Below are 17504 nucleotides of genomic sequence, written 5' to 3' on the forward strand. Positions count from 1 at the left end.
CCACAGGGACCGAGCAGATGAAACGTTCAGCCGCCGAGATCGTCAGGGAATACGGGCCCTTTGCGGGCGTCGAAGCCGTGCACGGCGTCACCTATGACGGCACCCATGTGTGGTTCGCGTCCGGCGACCGATTGAACTCGGTCGATCCGGCCGACGGCAAGATCGCCCGCTCCATCGATGTCGCCGCGCATGCGGGGACGGCCTTCGACGGCCGTCACCTGTTTCAGATCGCCGAGGACCGCATCCAGAAGATTGACGCGGCGACCGGCAAGGTGCTCGCCAACATCCCTGCACCCGGCGGCGGTGGCGATTCCGGATTGGCCTGGGCCGAAGGCTCGCTCTGGGTCGGGCAGTATCGGGAACGCAAGATCCATCAGGTCGATCCCCAGACGGGAAAGGTTCTCCGCACCATCGAAAGCAAGCGCTTCGTCACCGGCGTGACCTGGGTCGACGGCGAGCTCTGGCACGGCACCTGGGAAGGCGAGGACAGCGACATCAGGCGGATCGATCCCGATACGGGCAATGTGCTGGAGCAGCTCGACCTGCCCGCCGGGACCATGGTGTCAGGATTGGAGTCCGATGGCGGCGACCGCTTCTTCTGCGGTGGCGGAGATCGCGGCAATGTGAGGGCGGTGCGCCGTCCGAAGCGCAGCTAGGTACGCAAGGACGAATGCGCGGCAACGGCAGCCGTTAATATGTTTGCCCCAATTCCACCCCATCGGTGGGCTCTAGCGCCCTCCTCGCCTGCCCTGTAGACTTCTGCCCGGGCGGCCTGGGGGATTGATGCGACTGACGCTGAACTTGAAAACTGTCCTGATCGCCGTCGCGGTGCTCGCGGCGTCGTTTTTCATCAGCCTGAAGGCGATGGACTGGCTGTCGCCGCGGGCGACGAATTCCGCACCGCCGGTCGCGCAACTGCCGCCGCTGCCGCCGGTCGCGAAGAGCTCGATCGTGGTGGCGCCGGTCGCCATCGCGCTGTCGGCGATCCGCGAGCAGGCCGAGAAGGCCGCTCCGCGCAATTTCGCCGGGAAGGCCGAGAACCCGATTTCGCAAATCCTGGAGAACGCCGACATCGGCTGGTCCGCCGTACGCGGGCCGATGGCAACTGCCGGCGACAGGGACGTGCTGACGATCTCGACGCCGCTCACGGGCAAGCTGAACGTGACGGGCTCGCTCTCGTCGAAAGCCACCGGCGCGCTCGGCGAGGCGCTCGGCAGCGTGCTCGGCGGCAATGCCGCGAAACAGATCGGCGCGGTCAACATCAAGAATTTGAACGCCAGCGCCGAGATCAAGGGCAACGTCGTCGTCACCTCGCGGCCGAAAATTGCGGCCAACTGGCATCTCGAGCCCAATCTCGGGGCCCAGGTCAATCTTGGCGACACCAACCTCAACGTCTCGGGCGCCAAGCTCAACGTGCCCGCGCAGGTGAAGCCGCTGATCGACAAGACCGTCGGCGAACAGATCAACGCCGTTTCCGAACGCATGCGCAACGATCCGACCTTGCGGGAGAACGCGAAGCTGCAATGGGCCAAGGCCTGCCGCTCGATCCCGCTGCAAGGCTCGGGGTCTTCCGCCGCGCTGCCGCCGCTTTGGCTCGAGATGAAGCCGATCCGCGCCATCGCGGCACAGCCGCGCGTCGACGCGCAGGCCGTGACCCTGCTGCTGGGCCTGGAAGCGGAGACGCGCGTCACGTCGACGCCGACCAAGCCCGACTGCCCGTTCCCCGACAAGATCTCGATCGTGCCGCCGACCGGCACCGGCGTGAACATCGGCGTACCCATCGACGTGCCCTTCACCGAGATCAACAAGCTGATCGCGGCGCAGATGGTCGGCCACACCTATCCCGAGGACGGCTCCGGTCCCGTGGACGTCACCGTCAAGAGCGTCAACGTGATCCCGTCCGGCGAGCGCCTCCTGATCTCGCTGCTGGTGCGCGCCAAGGAGAAGAAGAGCTGGCTTGGTCTCGGCGCCGAAGCGACCATGCACATCTGGGGCCGGCCGATGCTCGACCAGGCACAGCAGACGCTGCGGCTCGCCGACATCCAGCTCGCGGTGGAATCAGAGGCGGCCTTCGGCCTGCTGGGTGCCGCGGCACGCGCGGTGGTGCCGCAGATGCAGCAGGCGCTGGTGCAGAAAGCGACGGTCGATCTGAAGCCGATTGCCGCCAATGCACGCGAGAAGATCGCCGCCGCGATCGCCGACTACCAGAAGAGCGAGGACGGCGTCAGGGTCGATGCAAAGATCGACAGCCTGACGCTAGCCGATATCGCCTTCGACTCCAAGACGCTGCGCGTGATCGCGGAAGCCGGCGGCTCGCTGAATGTGTCCGTGACGAAACTGTCGGGAATGTAGCGCGCCCCCTTTCCTCGACGGCTCCGTGCGCGTCGTCGCTTACGCCGCTGGCAATCTGGTCGGAGGATGTTAAGCTGTTCCTCGCACCCTCGAACGAGGTGCTGACAGCAATGTGGCTGATAACGCGAGGACGACATGGAAGCCGGCATGGTCACGCCTGCGCCGGCGCTGGTGCGCTTTTCCGGCATTCAGAAGACCTACGATGGCGAGCACCTCGTCGTGAAGAACCTCGATCTCGACATCAAGAAGGGCGAGTTCGTCACCCTGCTTGGTCCGTCGGGCTCGGGCAAGACGACCACCCTGATGATGCTGGCCGGCTTCGAGGTTCCGACCCGTGGCGAGATCTACCTCGCGGACCGGCCGATCAAGAACGTGCCGCCACACAAGCGCGATATCGGCATGGTTTTCCAGAACTACGCCTTGTTTCCGCACCTGACGATTGCGGAGAATATCGCCTTCCCGCTCTCCGTCCGCAACACGAACAAGGCCGAAGCGCAGGATCGTGTCAAAGCGGCATTGCGCATGATCAAGATGGAAACCCTGGCGCAGCGGCGGCCCGGGCAGCTGTCCGGCGGTCAGCAGCAGCGCGTGGCGCTGGCCCGCGCTCTGGTTTTCAATCCGCAACTCGTGCTGATGGACGAGCCGCTGGGCGCCCTGGACAAGCGCCTGCGGGAGCAGATGCAACTGGAGATCAAGCAACTGCACGAGACGATGGGCATCACCGTCGTCTACGTCACCCACGATCAAAGTGAAGCGCTCACCATGTCGGACCGCATCGCCGTGTTCAACGACGGCATCGTGCAGCAGATCGACAGGCCCGACGCGCTGTATGAGCATCCGGTGAACAGCTTCGTCGCCCATTTCATCGGCGAGAACAACGTGCTGTCCGGCACCGTCGAGACGCTTGAAAAGGAATATTGCCGCGTTGCGCTGGCGGGCGGCGGCGCCGTGACCGCACGCGCGGTCAACGTATTAGGCGCGGGCGCATCGACCTCGCTGTCGGTGCGGCCGGAGCGGATCGCCATTATCCCGGATGGCACCTCCAGCGACGAACCGAACCGACTGCCGGCCAAGGTGCAGAACACCATCTATCTCGGCGACCACGCGCTGGCCGTGCTCGACGTCGCCGACAACAGGGAGTTCATGGTCAAGCTTCAGCCGGGGACGCATGACAGCCTTAGACATGGCGGCTTAAGAGCTGACAGCCTGAGACCTGGCGATGACGTGTTCATCACCTTCCGCCCGGAGGACTGCCTGGCCCTCGATCCCGTCTGATTCAACCATGCAGCATCTCGCCAACGCGGGCGGACCTGCACCGACCAAGCTCAACGCAATTCACGTGAAGAAGAAGGAACAAAGACCATGCTGATGCGCAAGATTGTCCTGGGTTTCGCCGCCGCACTCACCGCCAGCGCGGCGCTGGCCACGGTCGCGCAGGCGCGTGACCTTACCGTCGTGTCGTGGGGCGGCGCGTATCAGGATGCCCAGAAGAAGGTCTATTTCGAGCCGTTCAAGAAAGCGGCCGGTGTGCCCATGAACGACGAGTCCTGGGACGGCGGCGTCGGCGTGTTGCGCGCCAAGGTGCAGGGTGGTGCCGCCACATGGGACGTCGTCCAGGTCGAGAGCGACGAACTGGCGGTTGGCTGCGAGGAAGGCCTGTTTGAAAAGCTCGACTATTCGAAGATCGGCGGCGAGACCGCCTATATCCCACCGGCAGTCAATCCATGCGGCGTCGGCGCCATCCTCTACGATTTCGTTCTCGGCTACGACAAGGACAAGCTGAAAGAGGCTCCCAAAGGCTGGGCTGACTTCTTCGACACCAAGAAGATCCCGGGCAAGCGTGCCCTGCGTCAGGGGCCGAAGACCACGCTGGAGATCGCCCTCATGGCCGACGGCGTCGCGCCAAAGGACGTCTACAAGGTGCTGGCGACCGACGAGGGCGTCGAGCGCGCCTTCAAGAAGCTGGACACCATCAAGGGCGACATCGTCTGGTGGAAAGCCGGCGCTCAGCCACCGCAATTGCTCGCCTCCGGCGAGGTGGCGATGACCTCAGTCTACAATGGCCGCATCGACACTGCGAACAAGAACGAGAAGAAGAATTTCGGCATGGTGTGGGACGGAGCCCTCTTCACCATCGACACCTGGGTGATCCTGAAAGGCAGCCCGAACAAGGACGCGGCCTACAAGTTCCTGGATTTCGTCGGCAAAGCGGAGAACCAGTCGAAACTGTCGGAGAACATTGCCTATGGCACCTCGAACAAGGACGCAGCCGCCCTGCTCGCGCCCGCCGTTCTAAAAGACCTGCCGACAGCGCCCGACAACATCAAGAATGCGGTCGAGATCAACGTTGCCTTCTGGCTCGAGAACATCGACCGCCTGACCGAGCGCTTCAACAAATGGGCCGCGAAATAGCGCGCGGCCGAACCGGCGTGCAGAGCGCATTGGCAGCAGTTTCGTCGGGGCCATCCTTCGAGACGCCCGCCTTGGGCGGGCTCCTCAGGATGAGGACGTGCGCGGCGGCGACCTCGGAGAGCCTCATCCTGAGGAGACCGCGAAGCGGTCGTCTCGAAGGACGAGGCGCTTGCTCAGGTCGCTCCGAAAGGCCGCACGCGATTGCCACAGCCAAAATGACGAGAGATGTCCGGTCACAATGGGGCTCCCGATGACGGCAGCCTCCTCAACCGGCGCCGATGCGTCGACCGAGGTGCCGCTCAAGCGCCGCTTGCGGCGGGCGGAGCGAGCACGCCAGGTCAAAGCATTGGCGCTGGTTCTGCCGCTTCTCGTCTTCCTGCTCTTCACCTTCGCGGGGCCCATCGCCGGCATGCTGTGGCGCTCGGTCGGTGACCGGGAGGTGCGTCAGGTTCTGCCTCAAACCGTGGCTGCTCTCGCCGACTGGAACGGCAAGGACCTGCCGGACGAGAAGGCTTACGCTGCGCTGGCAAGCGACATCCTGGCGGCACACGCCTCCGGCACTATTGCGATTGCGGCCAAACGGTTGAATTACGCGCTGAACGGCTTTCGAACCATCCTGAGCAGCACCGCACGCAATCTGAAGACCATGCCCGAGCCCGGCATGGCGAGGGAGACGCTGGGCAAGATCAATCCCGCCTGGCGCGAACGCGCCACCTGGGCCACGATCAAGGACGCCAGTGGCCCAGTGACCGGCTTCTACCTTTTGTCGGCGCTCGACCTGACGCGAAACGTGGAGGGCGCGATCATCGCAGCCCCGCCGGACCAGGCCATCTACCGCGACATTTTCGTCCGTACCTTCCTCATCAGCCTCAGCGTCACGGTGCTCTGCCTGATCCTTGGCTTTCCGGTCGCTTACTTGCTGGCGGCGCTGCCGCCCGGCCGGTCGAATCTGCTGATGATCTTCGTCCTGCTGCCGTTCTGGACATCGCTGCTGGTCCGCACCTGCGCCTGGATCGTTCTGTTGCAGGGCAAAGGCGTCGTGAACGACAGCCTGCTCTGGCTTGGCATCATCGACGAGCCGTTGCGCCTGATCTACAACCGCTTCGGGGTCTGCGTGGCCATGACCCACGTTCTGCTGCCGTTCATGATCCTGCCGCTGTACAGCAGCATGAAGGCGATCTCGCCTGCTTACATGCGTGCCGCCGCCTCGCTCGGTGCGCCACCCCTCACCGCCTTCCTGCGGATCTACCTGCCTCAAACCCTGCCCGGCATCGGCGCCGGAAGCTTGCTCGTCTTCATCCTGGCGCTCGGCTATTACATCACGCCGGCACTGGTCGGCGGCGCCGCCGACCAGATGATCAGCTACTTCATCGCGCTCTACACGACCGAGACGGCCAATTGGGGACTTGCTTCGGCACTGGGTGGGGTGCTGCTGCTCGCCACTGTTCTGCTCGCGCTCGTCTACGGCAAGCTGGTGCAGGGACAGCAGGTGACCGGAGGGATGAAGAATTGAGCGACAATTCCTCCATCCGCACGCCGAGCCAGCGCATTGCGTGGACCGCGACCATTGTGATCTCCACGCTGGTGTTCATCTTCCTGATTGCGCCGATCCTTGCGATCATGCCGCTCTCCTTCAGCTCGGGCTCGTACCTCACCTATCCGCTGCCGGGCGTCTCGCTGCGCTGGTACGACGACTTCATCAATTCGCCGCGCTGGATGAATTCGCTGAAGAACAGCATGATCATCGGTGTGGCCTCGACCGTGCTGTCGATGGTGCTCGGCACGCTGGCCGCGCTGGGGCTGGCGCAGTGGAAGAGCCGGTTCAAGCCGCTGGTGCTGGCCTTCGTGCTGTCGCCGGTCGTCGTGCCCGGGGTCATCACCGCGGTCGGCCTGTATTTCTTCTTCGCGCCGATCGGATTGACCGGCAGTTATCTCGGCTTGATCCTGGCCCACACCGCGCTGGCGACGCCCTTCGTGGTGATCACGGTCGGCGCGACGCTGCAGAGCTTCGACACCAATCTGGCCCGCGCCGCCGCCTCGCTCGGCGCCTCGCCGCTCGATGCGTTCCGCCGCGTGATCCTGCCGCTGATCCTGCCCGGCGTGGCATCGGGGGCGCTGTTCGCCTTCGCCACCAGCTTCGATGAGGTGGTGATCGTGCTGTTCATGGCTGGTCCCGAGCAGCGCACCCTGCCGCGCGAGATGTTCAGCGGCATTCGCGAGAACATCAGCCCAACCATCACGGCCGCGGCGGTGATCCTGACGACGGTCTCGGTCATCCTGCTCGCCACACTGGAAGGCCTGCGTCGGCGCAACGAACGGCTGAGGGGCAGCAGCGCTTGAGCTTACCTTCTCCCTCTCCCCGCTTGCGGGGAGAGGGCAAAAACACCGCAGAGCCCTGCTTATTTCTCAACCCTCCTCGCGCATTCCGGGCTTTGCGACCGCGTCCGATTGTCGTTAGAACGGCTCCCGCAACAAAACCCAAACAACAACGCTGAGGGAGAAAAACAAAATGCAAAAACTCATCGCCGCGGTCGCGGCCGGGCTCGCTCTCGCCGCCACGTCAGGCGCCGCCCATGCGCAGATTTCCGACGACGTCGTCAAGATCGGTGTGCTCACGGACATGTCGAGCCTCTATGCGGACGCGACCGGCAAAGGCTCGCTCGCCGCCGTGGAGATGGCTGTCGCCGATTACGGCGCCAAGGTCGCGGGCAAGCCTGTCGCAGTGGTTTCCGCCGATCACCAGAACAAGCCCGACGTCGGCGTCAACATCGCCCGCAACTGGTACGACAACGACAAGGTCGACGCGATCTTCGACGTGCCAACCTCGTCGGTGGCGCTGCCGATCTCGGCGCTGACGCGCGAGAAGAACAAGATCCACATCAATTCCGGCGGCGGCTCATCCGATATCACCGGCGTCGCCTGCTCGCCCAACACGGTGCACTGGACCTACGACACCTATGCGCTGTCGAACGTCGCCGGCAAGGCCATGGTCAAGCGCGGCGAGGACTCCTGGTTCTTCGTCACCGCCGACTACGCCTTCGGCATGGCGCTGCAGCGCGACGCCGCCAACGTGGTCAAGGAGAGCGGCGGCAAGGTGCTCGGCGAGGTCCGCCATCCGCTCAACTCGTCGGATTTCTCCTCGTTCCTGCTCCAGGCCCAAGCCTCCAAGGCCAAGGTGGTCGCGCTGGCCAATGCCGGCGGCGACACCACCAATGCGCTGAAACAGGCGGCCGAGTTCGGCCTGACGCAGGGCGGCCAGAAGATGATCGCCTTGCTCATGGAGATCACCGACGTTCATTCGCTCGGCATCAAGTCGACGCAAGGCCTGATCATCACCGACGCGTTCTACTGGGACACGAACGAGGAGACGCGCGCCTTCTCCAAGCGCTTCAACGAGAAGGTCGGCCACATGCCGACCATGATCCAGGCGGGGCTCTATTCGGCGACTATGCATTACCTGAAGGCGATCGACGCCATCAAGTCCGACGAGGCACCGAAGGTGATGGAGCAGATGCGCAAAACGCCGGTCAACGACTTCTTCGCCAAGAACGGCAAGATCCGTATCGACGGCCGCATGGTCCACGACATGTATCTGTTCGAGGTCAAGAAGCCCGAGGAGTCCAAGGGCGAGTGGGACCTCTACAAGCTGATCGCCACCGTGCCCGGCGACGAGGCCTTCCGCCCGCTCGACAAGGGCGGCTGCCCGCTGGTGAAGGGAAACTAGGGACAGATAACCGGCCGGCGTCAATCCTCATCCTGAGGAGCGCGTCTTCGCGCGTCTCGAAGGATGAAGGCCCGGCCGGTGGCCTCGCCCTTCGAGACGCGCGCAAAGAGCGCGCTCCTCAGAGTGAGGCTCGACTCCTCGCAATGACGGCAGACGAACAAACACACGACAGCGCGCCCGGCAAAAACCGGGCGCGCTTCGTTTAGCCGTTCAGAGCCGCGTTACTCCGAGTACTTGAACTCGGGCATGTTCTTCAGCTCGTCCTTGCTCGCATTGAACACGGCGTGGTCCGGATACCATTTCGACGAGGACGTGGCCGTCGTTGTCGTCGCGGGCTTGTTGTCGGTGCCGGTCGCGGCACCCGTCGTGGTGGTCGCTGCGGGCCGGTTGGCTGCGCTGTTCGGGTTGCTCCCGGCAGCGCCGGTGTAGGCGACCGCCTCGTTGACGAATTTCAGCTTCTCATAGGGCACGGCAACCAGATGCTCGCCGAGGCCGAGGAAGCCGCCGACGCCGATCACGGCGATCTTGATGTTGCCGCTCTTGTCCATCAGCAGATCGTTGATCGAGCCGATGTTCTCGTTGGCGTCGTTATAGACCTTAATGCCGTCCATCTTGGACGTACGCCACTGTCCCGACGCGGTCGTGGTGGTCGTCGAGGCGGCAGCCGGCGCCTTGTCGGTGGTGGCGGTCGGATTTTGCGCGAACGCAACGGTTGCGAGCAGTGCGGTACCGGCGAGACCGGCCGCGATCGATTTCATCAACATATTGTCCTCTCCTTCAGCAGAAACCTTGTGCGGAGAAAACAGCTCGGATCAGTCCCAGTTCCGCGCGTGCTGCAATTTCGTCGCGTGCTGCGCGAGCATCGGAGCCGCGTGCGAGTGTTCCTAAGTCACTCAGGAACATTTCGCAGCGCACGATGCCGTCGATAAATTCACGCGGCGCGCGCGATCGCGCATCGCGGCGAGCATCGCTGCACGACCGGGAGCCGCATGGGCTGATCGTGCGCATGCAATTGCCGGCATGGCAGCAGCTGCGGCTGGCGGCCTAACCTCAGGCCGCGAGCGGCGGATGCGCGATGGGCATCTCGTCGAAGATCGCCACCGCCTCGAAGCGATAATTGCAGGCGTGGCAAGTCCAGAGATAGGAGACGCGCCCTTCGCCCGGCTCGATCCAGTCGGGCTGCGCGATCGGCGTGCCGCATTGGGCACAGGGGTTATGTCTGGGGATCTCGCCACTGTGGGCTTTGACCATGGTTGATTTTGTCATGGCACCTCTCCCGATTCGCTGGCCGTGACATACTCGCTTTCGTGCGCACATGCGAATAGACAGGCCTGCTGTCGCGAGTTGTCCGCCTGAGGGAACTCTGGCGCCAGCATTGAGTCGTCACTGCGGCTCGGCGCCGCGAAAACGTTGACGGCGGCGTTTGGTCACATCATCGCCGCGTTCGGGAGGCCTAAACGGCAGCCGGGCGCAGGCCTTCAATCAGTCTCAGGGACCTCCGGGATATCTGATGAAAATTTTACATGTTGCCGCGCTGCTCGCGGCCGGACTGACGTTGCCGCAGGCGGCATTCGCGGGCCAGGCGGAGTACGCCGAGATGGTCGCGGCCCATGCGCGCGCCAACGGCGTGCCGGAGGCGCTGGTGCATCGCGTCATCATGCGCGAAAGCCGCTATCAGCCCGGCCTGGTCGGCCATGGCGGCACCATCGGACTGATGCAGATCAAGCTCGCGACCGCCCGCGGGGTCGGCTACACCGGCGACGCCGCCGGCCTGCGCGATCCCAACACCAATCTCACCTATGCCGTGAAATATCTCGCCGGCGCCTATCACGCCGCCAATGGCGACCACAACCGGGCCGTTCGTTATTTCGCCGGCGGTTATTACTACGCTGCAAAGCGGCAGCGGCAGGAGGCCGTGCAGGTCGCCAACATAGGCGAGGCCAATATGGGCGCCCCTTGGCTCGAGCCGAACGGCAATCCGCAGCCGATATTCGGCGCCGCGCCGCACCGGAAGCTCGCCCAGCGCGTCCGCAACGCCCGGGCGCAGGCGCCCAAGTAAACGCCCAAGTAAGCGCGGTTCCCACCAAGCGCGTTGACCACCCAGCCCTGCTGGCATACATTAGAGCCGTTCCGAGGGGTGCTCCGAGGAGGAGCTGAGATACCGCTAAATGGGCAAATCCGCCCAGGACCGCGGTGACCCTTTGAACCTGATCCGGGTCATGCCGGCGAAGGGACAGGGATGTTGCAGACGACCAAGCGACCGGATTCCCCGGTATCCATCATCGGCGCAGGCATTGCGGGCGCCTGGCAGGCCTTGCTGTTCGCGCAGGCCGGCCACGCCGTCACCTTGCACGAGCGCGGTGACGCCGAAATGACCGATGCCACCAGCCATTGGGCCGGCGGCATGCTCGCGCCTTATTGCGAGGCGGAGGTTTCCGAACCGATCATCTCCAGGCTCGGCCTGCGCTCGCTCGACATCTGGCGGCGCGAATTGCCCGACACGCCCTTCAACGGCTCGCTGGTCGTCGCCCACCCGCGCGAGCGCAACGATTTCGAGCGTTTTGCCCGGATGACCGAAGGCCATCGCCGGCTCGATGCCGCCGGCCTTGCCGAGTTGGAGCCGTCGCTCGAAGGCCGCTTCCGCGACGCGCTGTTCTTCCCGACCGAGGGCCATGTCGAGCCGCGCCGCGTGCTGCCGAAACTGCACGAGCGCATCCGCGCCGCCGGCGGCACCATCAAATTCGAGAGTGATGTCGCCGCGGCCGAACTCGCAAAACTCGATCCTAAAGGCATCGTGATCGACTGCCGCGGCCTTTCTGCGCGCGACGAGCAGCCGGAGCTTCGCGGCGTCAAGGGCGAGATGATCCTGATCGAAACCGCCGAGGTGCAGCTCGCGCGCCCGGTGCGACTGATCCATCCGCGCTGGCCGCTCTACGTGATCCCGCGCGAGGACAATCTGTTCATGCTGGGCGCGACCTCGATCGAGGCCGAGGACACCGGCGTCAGCGTGCGCTCGGCGCTGGAGCTGTTGGGCGCGGCCTATGCCGTCCATCCCGCCTTCGGCGAGGCCCGCATCGTCGAATTCGGCTCCGGCCTGCGCCCCGCCTTCCCCGACAATCTGCCGCGCATCGGCATCCGTGACGGCACGATCAGCGTAAACGGCCTCTACCGCCACGGCTTCCTGATCGCGCCGGCGCTTGCCGAGCTGACGCTTAGCTTTGTCGAGCGCGGCCAGATCGACAATGAGGTGATGCAATGCGCGTGATCGTCAACGGCGAGCAACGCGAGATCAATTCGGCCAGCGTCGACGCGCTGCTTAGCGAGCTCGACTATGAGGGCACCCATTTCGCGATCGCGCTGAACTATGACGTCGTGCCGAAGAGCCGCTGGGCCGAGACCGCGCTGAAGGCCGGCGACGAGATCGAGATCATCACGCCGCGGCAGGGAGGGTGAGGATGGCGCGCTCTATCCAGGAGTCGTCCCGGCGAAGGCCGGGACCCATAGCCACCGTCCTTCATTGGGACGGAAGGTCTCTGCCAAGCTGCCCCAAGACAAATCACGCGGTATGGGTCCCGGCCTTCGCCGGGACGACAGTTGAATCTGAGGAGACACCTCGCACATGGTGACCTTCTACGGCAAAACCTTCCCCTCCCGCCTCCTGATCGGCAGCGCGCTTTATCCCTCGCCTGCGATCATGCAAGGCGCGATCCGCGCCTCGGGCTCGAACATCGTCACGGTGTCGCTGCGGCGCGAATCCGCCGGCGGCAAGACCGGCGATGCGTTCTGGAATCTGATCCGCGAGCTCGACGTCACCGTGCTGCCGAACACCGCCGGCTGCCGCAGCGTGCGCGAGGCGGTGACGACGGCCAAGCTCGCGCGCGAATTGTTCGCGACATCCTGGATCAAGCTCGAAGTCATCGCCGATAACGACACGCTGCAGCCCGACGTCGTCGGTCTCGTTGAAGCCGCCACCATCCTGATCAAGGATGGCTTTGAGGTGTTCCCCTATTGCACCGAGGATCTTTCGGTCGCAAACCGCCTGGTCGATGCCGGCTGCAAGGTGGTGATGCCGTGGGCGGCGCCCATCGGCAGCGCAAAAGGCATCACCAACCGCGATGCGCTCAAGCTGATGCGCGAGCGGCTGCCCGACATCACGCTGGTGGTCGATGCCGGCATCGGCGCGCCGTCGCATGCGGCGCAGGCGCTCGAACTCGGCTACGACGCCGTGCTGCTCAACACCGCCATCGCCAAAGCCGCCGATCCCGTCGCCATGGCCAACGCCTTCCGCCTCGGCATCGAGGCCGGCCGCACCGCTTTTGAGGCCGGGCTGATGAACGCCCGCGATTTCGCCTCCCCTTCCACCCCTGTCGTTGGGACACCGTTCTGGCATGCAGTATCCTGATCGCTTTTATCCCGTCGTCGACAGCCTCGCCTGGGTCGAGCGCCTGACCAAGCTCGGCGTCGGAACCATCCAGCTGCGCGCAAAAGACCTCGACGATTCGCAATCGCTGCAGATGGTCACCGATGCGCTCGCGATCACCGCGGGCACGCAAGCCAAGCTGGTTGTGAACGACTATTGGCGCGCGGCGATCGTCGCCGGCGCGAAATATCTACACCTCGGTCAGGAGGACCTTGCCGACGCCGACCTCGCTGCCATCCGCGAGGCCGGCCTGTCGCTCGGCGTCTCCACCCATGACGAGGACGAGCTGGACACCGCGCTCGCCGCCGAGCCCGACTATGTCGCGCTGGGCCCGATCTTCTTCACCACGCTGAAGTCGATGCGCTTCGAACCGCAGGGCATTCCAAAAATCACGGAATGGAAAAAGCGCATCGGCCCCATCCCGCTGGTCGCGATCGGCGGAATCAAGTTCGAGCACGCCGCGGAGATCTTTGCCGCGGGCGCAGATTCCATCGCCGTCGTCAGCGACGTCACGCAGAACGCCGACCCGGATGCGCGGGTACGGCAATGGCTCGGCCTGTCCGCGGAGGTCGCGTGATGCGCACTCTCTCACCCCGTCATTGCGAGGAGCACTTGCGACGAAGCAATCCAGACTGTCTCTGCAGAGAGATTCTGGATTGCTTCGCTGCGCTCGCAATGACGGAGCAAGAATTCACCGCCCTCGCCCAGACGCACACACATACGAATTAAACCGGAGGATCCCATGAACATCCGCTCCAATCCCGACAAGACCGTCCCCGCCGTCACCACCGGCCCGCTGCCCTCGTCGCGAAAGATCTTCGTCTCGCCCGATGCCGCGCCCGACCTGCGCGTGCCCCTGCGCGAGATCATCCTGTCCGAAGGCGCGGGCGAGCCGAACCTGCCGGTGTACGACACCTCCGGCCCCTACACCGACCCGTCCGTGACCATCGACGTCAACGCCGGTCTTGCGCGCGGCCGCAAGGCCTGGGTGCTGGAGCGCGGCGGCGTCGAGGAATATCAGGGCCGCCAGATCAAGCCGGAGGACAATGGCAGCGTCTCCACCGACAAGGCCGCGCGCGCCTTCTCGGCCTATCACCAGCCGCTGCGCGGCCTCGACGGCCACAAGATCACGCAGCTCGAATTCGCCCGCGCCGGCATCATCACCAAGGAGATGATCTACGTCGCCGCCCGCGAAAATCTCGGCCGCAAAGAGCAGCTCGAGCGTGCGGAAGCAGCCCTTGCCGACGGCGAAAGCTTTGGCGCGGAAGTCCCCGCCTTCATCACCCCGGAGTTCGTCCGCTCCGAGATCGCGCGCGGCCGCGCCATCATCCCCTGCAACATCAATCACAGCGAACTCGAGCCGATGATCATCGGCCGCAACTTCCTCACCAAGATCAACGCCAATATCGGCAACTCGGCGGTGACATCGTCGGTCGAGGAAGAGGTCGAGAAGATGGTGTGGGCGATCCGCTGGGGCGCCGACACCGTGATGGATCTCTCCACGGGCCGCAACATCCACACCACCCGCGAATGGATCTTGCGCAACGCGCCGGTGCCGATCGGCACCGTTCCGATTTATCAGGCGCTGGAGAAGTGCGACGGCGATCCGGTCAAGCTGACCTGGGAGCTCTACAAGGACACGCTGATCGAGCAGTGCGAGCAGGGCGTCGACTATTTCACCATCCACGCCGGCGTGCGCCTGCAATACATCCACCTCACCGCCAACCGCGTCACCGGCATCGTCAGCCGCGGCGGCTCGATCATGGCGAAGTGGTGCCTGGCGCATCACAAGGAAAGCTTCCTCTACACCCATTTCGACGAGATCTGCGACCTCATGCGCAAATATGACGTCTCGTTCTCACTCGGCGACGGCCTGCGCCCGGGCTCGATCGCGGATGCCAACGACCGTGCACAGTTCGCCGAGCTGGAGACGCTCGGAGAACTCACGAAGGTCGCGTGGGACAAGGGCTGCCAGGTCATGATCGAAGGCCCCGGCCACGTGCCGATGCACAAGATCAAGATCAACATGGACAAGCAGCTCAAGGAATGCGGCGAAGCCCCGTTCTACACCCTCGGGCCCCTGACCACCGACATCGCGCCGGGCTACGACCACATCACCTCCGGCATCGGTGCGGCCATGATCGGCTGGTTCGGCTGCGCCATGCTCTGCTACGTCACGCCGAAGGAGCATCTTGGGCTACCCGACCGCAACGACGTCAAGGTCGGCGTCATCACTTACAAGATCGCCGCCCACGCGAGCGATCTCGCCAAGGGCCACCCGGCAGCCCAGCTGCGCGACGACGCGCTCTCCCGCGCCCGTTTCGACTTCCGCTGGAGCGACCAGTTCAACCTCGGCCTCGACCCCGAGACCGCAAAGAACTTCCACGACGAAACCCTGCCGAAGGAAGCCCACAAGGTCGCGCATTTCTGCTCGATGTGCGGCCCGAAATTCTGCTCGATGAAGATCACGCAGGACGTGCGGGACTACGCGGCCACGCTGAACGATCCGAACGGCGTGGGCATGTCGATGAGCGGGACGGCCGAGGACGGCATGGCCAAGATGAGCGCGAAGTTCAAGGAGATGGGCTCAAGCGTTTATCTGGATGCGGAGAAGGTGAAGGAGAGTAATCGGGTGTTGTGAGGGGGCACTCGCGGGATTCTGCGGCGCTGGCACGTGTCAGCGCCGCTAATTTCTGCCAGTCGATTTAGCCCTTTTGCAACGCCTTGTAGATTTCTTTGAAGCCATCATAGTAACCTTCTCGAAAATCCGCATACTTAAGGTCGGCCAGAATTTCGGGGACGTCGCAATCTTCAAGGAGCGCAGGGAGAATTCTCAAATCACTTCCCGACAATTGCCTGCTCAGGAACGATTGCCACTCCTTCTTTGTCCATAATGATCGCACAGACTGCTTGGACAAAAAGGCAATCATTATCTTCGATTTGCCCAAACCTTCGTTGATCTTCGATACAATCGAGTCCCCAACTTTGATTTTGTTCTCGTCAAGCCAACAACTAACACCCAAATTCTTTAGATCATCGTGCACCATACGTACCCAACCTTTGTCGACAGAGCTGTGACAAAGGAAAATTTCGGTTTCGGTGTCCAGTTTACCAAATTCGCCAAACATCCTGCGCTCATACAGGGTATCGCTGACTAGACTTTTTTCAGCCCAAAGCTCATGTATTTCCGACGGCTCAACATCCCATTCTTTGCTAAGAGCGTAATCTGTTAGTTTCCGCCAGATCTCTTCGCGACGCTTCTGTAACTCGTCTATCGTTGGCTCTCTGAGGAACCTCATGGGGACGCCATACGAGCCTACGAAATCGACTGGATGACCGACATAACAAATGCCCATCTTCTGTGTCTCGTTGTCGTCGTAGTATAGGACACGGCCCTTATGACGACCGCCGAAAACGAACACAGGCCCGTAGTCCAGCTCATCCATGGTCGCTCGCTCCCCACCTTTCCCTAGACTATCCCCGTTCAAGCAAGGAGCACAACTATTGCGGAGGGTGGCCTTGGCCTCGGGTCTACAGATCAGGCGGACCAACAATTTGTTTCACACTTCGACTCACCGCCTCCCCGACCAACTCGTCCCCAACCTCCGCCTCGTCTTCGTCGGCAGCGCGGCCAGCACGCGTTCGGCCGAGCTCGGGCACTACTACGCCCATCCCGGCAACCGCTTCTGGCGCGCGATCCATGAGGCCGGCATCACGCCGCGGCGCTATCAGCCGGGCGAGTTCGCAAGCTTGCTCGAGCTCGGGATCGGCTTCACTGATCTGTCCAAGTCGGGCGCCGGAATGGATCACCAGATCGCGGCTGAGACGATCGACGTGCCGGGGTTCAGGGCCAAGATCGAAAAGTTTCGGCCGAGGACGATTGCGTTCACGAGCAAGAAGGCGGCGAGCTTATTTTACGGCAGGCCGTCGAGCGTGATTGCGCTGGGGCGGCAGCAGCGGGATGAGAGCTTGCCGGAGGTATTCGTGCTGCCTTCGCCGTCCGGCGCTGCGTCCGGGCATTGGACATTGGAGCCGTGGCACGATTTGGCCGAGTGGATCGGCAAGCTTCAGGAAAACGATCTCAACACCGGTTGATACGTTCTGAGACTCACATCGTACCCCGCTTCCCAAGGAAACCGCCCCTCGCGATCCGGCCATACGATCTGAAGGCAGGGAAACGGCCGCAGCAATCTTGCATAGAACCAGATCGCCGTGCCGAGATAGGCTTCGTAGGCCCTGAGCGGCACCTCGACGAAGCAGACCTTACGCTCGAGCGGAAGGTCGTCGCAGACGTCGCCCGCGACGTAGCGCCGTCCCGCTGCGGCTCGGTCGCGAACGGCGTTGATGACGGCGCAAGCGTCTTTGGAGTCGAGCCCGAACAAGACGAGTTCGGCGTGCGCGTAGTTGAGGTAGAGGCCGATCGAGAAAACATAAGCCGGGGTCTGCGCCTCGGCGGCGATACCCATCAGGTGGCAGCCGTGTTCCCGAACGTTGCGGAACAGTATCTCGTCGGGAGCCCCGTCCGGCTCGGGCCATACGAAACTATCCAGCATGGGCGGGTCTCGGACCTCAGGTTCGCGGGGTGGGTGAGCGCAG

General features: G+C 63.6%; 19 protein-coding genes and 1 riboswitch. Of the genes, 14 read left to right on the forward strand and 5 right to left on the reverse strand.

Features of this window, described 5'->3' with window-relative positions:
* Positions 1 to 17 precede the first annotated feature (17 nt).
* The 7 genes from BRA1417_RS0134280 (at position 18) to BRA1417_RS0134310 (ending at position 8488) form a co-directional block, all read left to right on the forward strand.
* Positions 18 to 656, forward strand: coding sequence for a PQQ-binding-like beta-propeller repeat protein (locus BRA1417_RS0134280; protein ID WP_027519669.1), 639 nt, complete (start codon positions 18 to 20; stop codon positions 654 to 656).
* Between the two features lie 127 nt (positions 657 to 783).
* Complete coding sequence (locus BRA1417_RS0134285) at positions 784 to 2352, forward strand: DUF4403 family protein (protein WP_027519670.1); 1569 nt, start codon at positions 784 to 786, stop codon at positions 2350 to 2352.
* 135 nt (positions 2353 to 2487) lie between these two features.
* A complete protein-coding gene (locus BRA1417_RS0134290; RefSeq protein ID WP_027519671.1) occupies positions 2488 to 3627 on the forward strand; it encodes an ABC transporter ATP-binding protein in 1140 nt (379 codons plus the stop codon).
* An 87-nt stretch (positions 3628 to 3714) separates the two neighbouring features.
* Positions 3715 to 4764, forward strand: coding sequence for an ABC transporter substrate-binding protein (locus BRA1417_RS0134295; RefSeq protein WP_027519672.1), 1050 nt, complete (start codon positions 3715 to 3717; stop codon positions 4762 to 4764).
* A gap of 250 nt (positions 4765 to 5014) precedes the next feature.
* Positions 5015 to 6277 (forward strand): ABC transporter permease, encoded by a 1263-nt coding sequence (locus BRA1417_RS0134300; RefSeq protein WP_027519673.1) that lies wholly within the window; start codon positions 5015 to 5017, stop codon positions 6275 to 6277.
* Entirely contained in the window at positions 6274 to 7104 is an 831-nt protein-coding gene (locus BRA1417_RS0134305) for an ABC transporter permease (protein ID WP_027519674.1), read from the forward strand. The genes BRA1417_RS0134300 and BRA1417_RS0134305 overlap by 4 nt, the downstream gene beginning before the upstream one ends.
* Positions 7105 to 7273: 169 nt before the next feature.
* Positions 7274 to 8488: an ABC transporter substrate-binding protein gene (locus tag BRA1417_RS0134310; RefSeq protein ID WP_027519675.1), complete on the forward strand. Its 1215-nt coding sequence runs from the start codon at positions 7274 to 7276 to the stop codon at positions 8486 to 8488.
* A 221-nt stretch (positions 8489 to 8709) separates the two neighbouring features.
* Here BRA1417_RS0134310 and BRA1417_RS0134315 read toward each other — a convergent pair whose 3' ends face one another.
* Genes BRA1417_RS0134315 through BRA1417_RS0134325 form a run of 3 tightly spaced genes read right to left on the reverse strand, consistent with a single transcriptional unit; the run spans position 8710 to position 9754 of the window.
* The gene (locus BRA1417_RS0134315; RefSeq protein ID WP_027519676.1) at positions 8710 to 9252 is read right to left on the reverse strand and encodes a PRC-barrel domain-containing protein; all 543 of its coding nucleotides are present in this window, start codon (positions 9250 to 9252) and stop codon (positions 8710 to 8712) included.
* A 13-nt stretch (positions 9253 to 9265) separates the two neighbouring features.
* Complete coding sequence (locus tag BRA1417_RS45130; protein WP_198034886.1) at positions 9266 to 9496, reverse strand: hypothetical protein; 231 nt, start codon at positions 9494 to 9496, stop codon at positions 9266 to 9268.
* 42 nt (positions 9497 to 9538) lie between these two features.
* A complete protein-coding gene (locus BRA1417_RS0134325; protein WP_035968999.1) occupies positions 9539 to 9754 on the reverse strand; it encodes a hypothetical protein in 216 nt (71 codons plus the stop codon).
* 244 nt (positions 9755 to 9998) lie between these two features.
* Here BRA1417_RS0134325 and BRA1417_RS0134330 point away from each other — a divergent pair, with 244 nt between their 5' ends.
* The 6 genes from BRA1417_RS0134330 (at position 9999) to thiC (ending at position 15549) form a co-directional block, all read left to right on the forward strand.
* Entirely contained in the window at positions 9999 to 10547 is a 549-nt protein-coding gene (locus tag BRA1417_RS0134330) for a lytic transglycosylase domain-containing protein (protein WP_027519678.1), read from the forward strand.
* A 64-nt stretch (positions 10548 to 10611) separates the two neighbouring features.
* A riboswitch (TPP riboswitch) is annotated at positions 10612 to 10740 on the forward strand.
* Positions 10728 to 11753: an FAD-dependent oxidoreductase gene (locus tag BRA1417_RS0134335; RefSeq protein WP_027519679.1), complete on the forward strand. Its 1026-nt coding sequence runs from the start codon at positions 10728 to 10730 to the stop codon at positions 11751 to 11753. (Overlaps the previous riboswitch by 13 nt.)
* Positions 11744 to 11941: a sulfur carrier protein ThiS gene (gene thiS / locus BRA1417_RS0134340; protein WP_007600772.1), complete on the forward strand. Its 198-nt coding sequence runs from the start codon at positions 11744 to 11746 to the stop codon at positions 11939 to 11941. The genes BRA1417_RS0134335 and thiS overlap by 10 nt, the downstream gene beginning before the upstream one ends.
* A gap of 166 nt (positions 11942 to 12107) precedes the next feature.
* Positions 12108 to 12890, forward strand: coding sequence for a thiazole synthase (locus BRA1417_RS0134345; protein WP_027519680.1), 783 nt, complete (start codon positions 12108 to 12110; stop codon positions 12888 to 12890).
* Entirely contained in the window at positions 12877 to 13485 is a 609-nt protein-coding gene (locus BRA1417_RS0134350; RefSeq protein WP_027519681.1) for a thiamine phosphate synthase, read from the forward strand. The genes BRA1417_RS0134345 and BRA1417_RS0134350 overlap by 14 nt, the downstream gene beginning before the upstream one ends.
* A 165-nt stretch (positions 13486 to 13650) precedes the next feature.
* Positions 13651 to 15549, forward strand: coding sequence for a phosphomethylpyrimidine synthase ThiC (gene thiC / locus BRA1417_RS0134355; RefSeq protein WP_027519682.1), 1899 nt, complete (start codon positions 13651 to 13653; stop codon positions 15547 to 15549).
* 64 nt (positions 15550 to 15613) lie between these two features.
* Here thiC and BRA1417_RS0134360 read toward each other — a convergent pair whose 3' ends face one another.
* Positions 15614 to 16354: a toll/interleukin-1 receptor domain-containing protein gene (locus BRA1417_RS0134360; protein ID WP_027519683.1), complete on the reverse strand. Its 741-nt coding sequence runs from the start codon at positions 16352 to 16354 to the stop codon at positions 15614 to 15616.
* Between the two features lie 73 nt (positions 16355 to 16427).
* Between BRA1417_RS0134360 and BRA1417_RS0134365 the strand changes: the two genes are divergently transcribed.
* The gene (locus BRA1417_RS0134365) at positions 16428 to 17003 is read left to right on the forward strand and encodes a mismatch-specific DNA-glycosylase (protein WP_371260011.1); all 576 of its coding nucleotides are present in this window, start codon (positions 16428 to 16430) and stop codon (positions 17001 to 17003) included.
* On the opposite strand, the gene BRA1417_RS0134370 is transcribed toward BRA1417_RS0134365, so the two are convergent.
* Positions 16976 to 17461, reverse strand: coding sequence for a DUF4262 domain-containing protein (locus tag BRA1417_RS0134370; protein WP_084462376.1), 486 nt, complete (start codon positions 17459 to 17461; stop codon positions 16976 to 16978). The genes BRA1417_RS0134365 and BRA1417_RS0134370 overlap by 28 nt on opposite strands.
* Positions 17462 to 17504: the final 43 nt, after the last annotated feature.

The organism is Bradyrhizobium sp. WSM1417 (assembly GCF_000515415.1).
GTDB lineage: Bacteria > Pseudomonadota > Alphaproteobacteria > Rhizobiales > Xanthobacteraceae > Bradyrhizobium.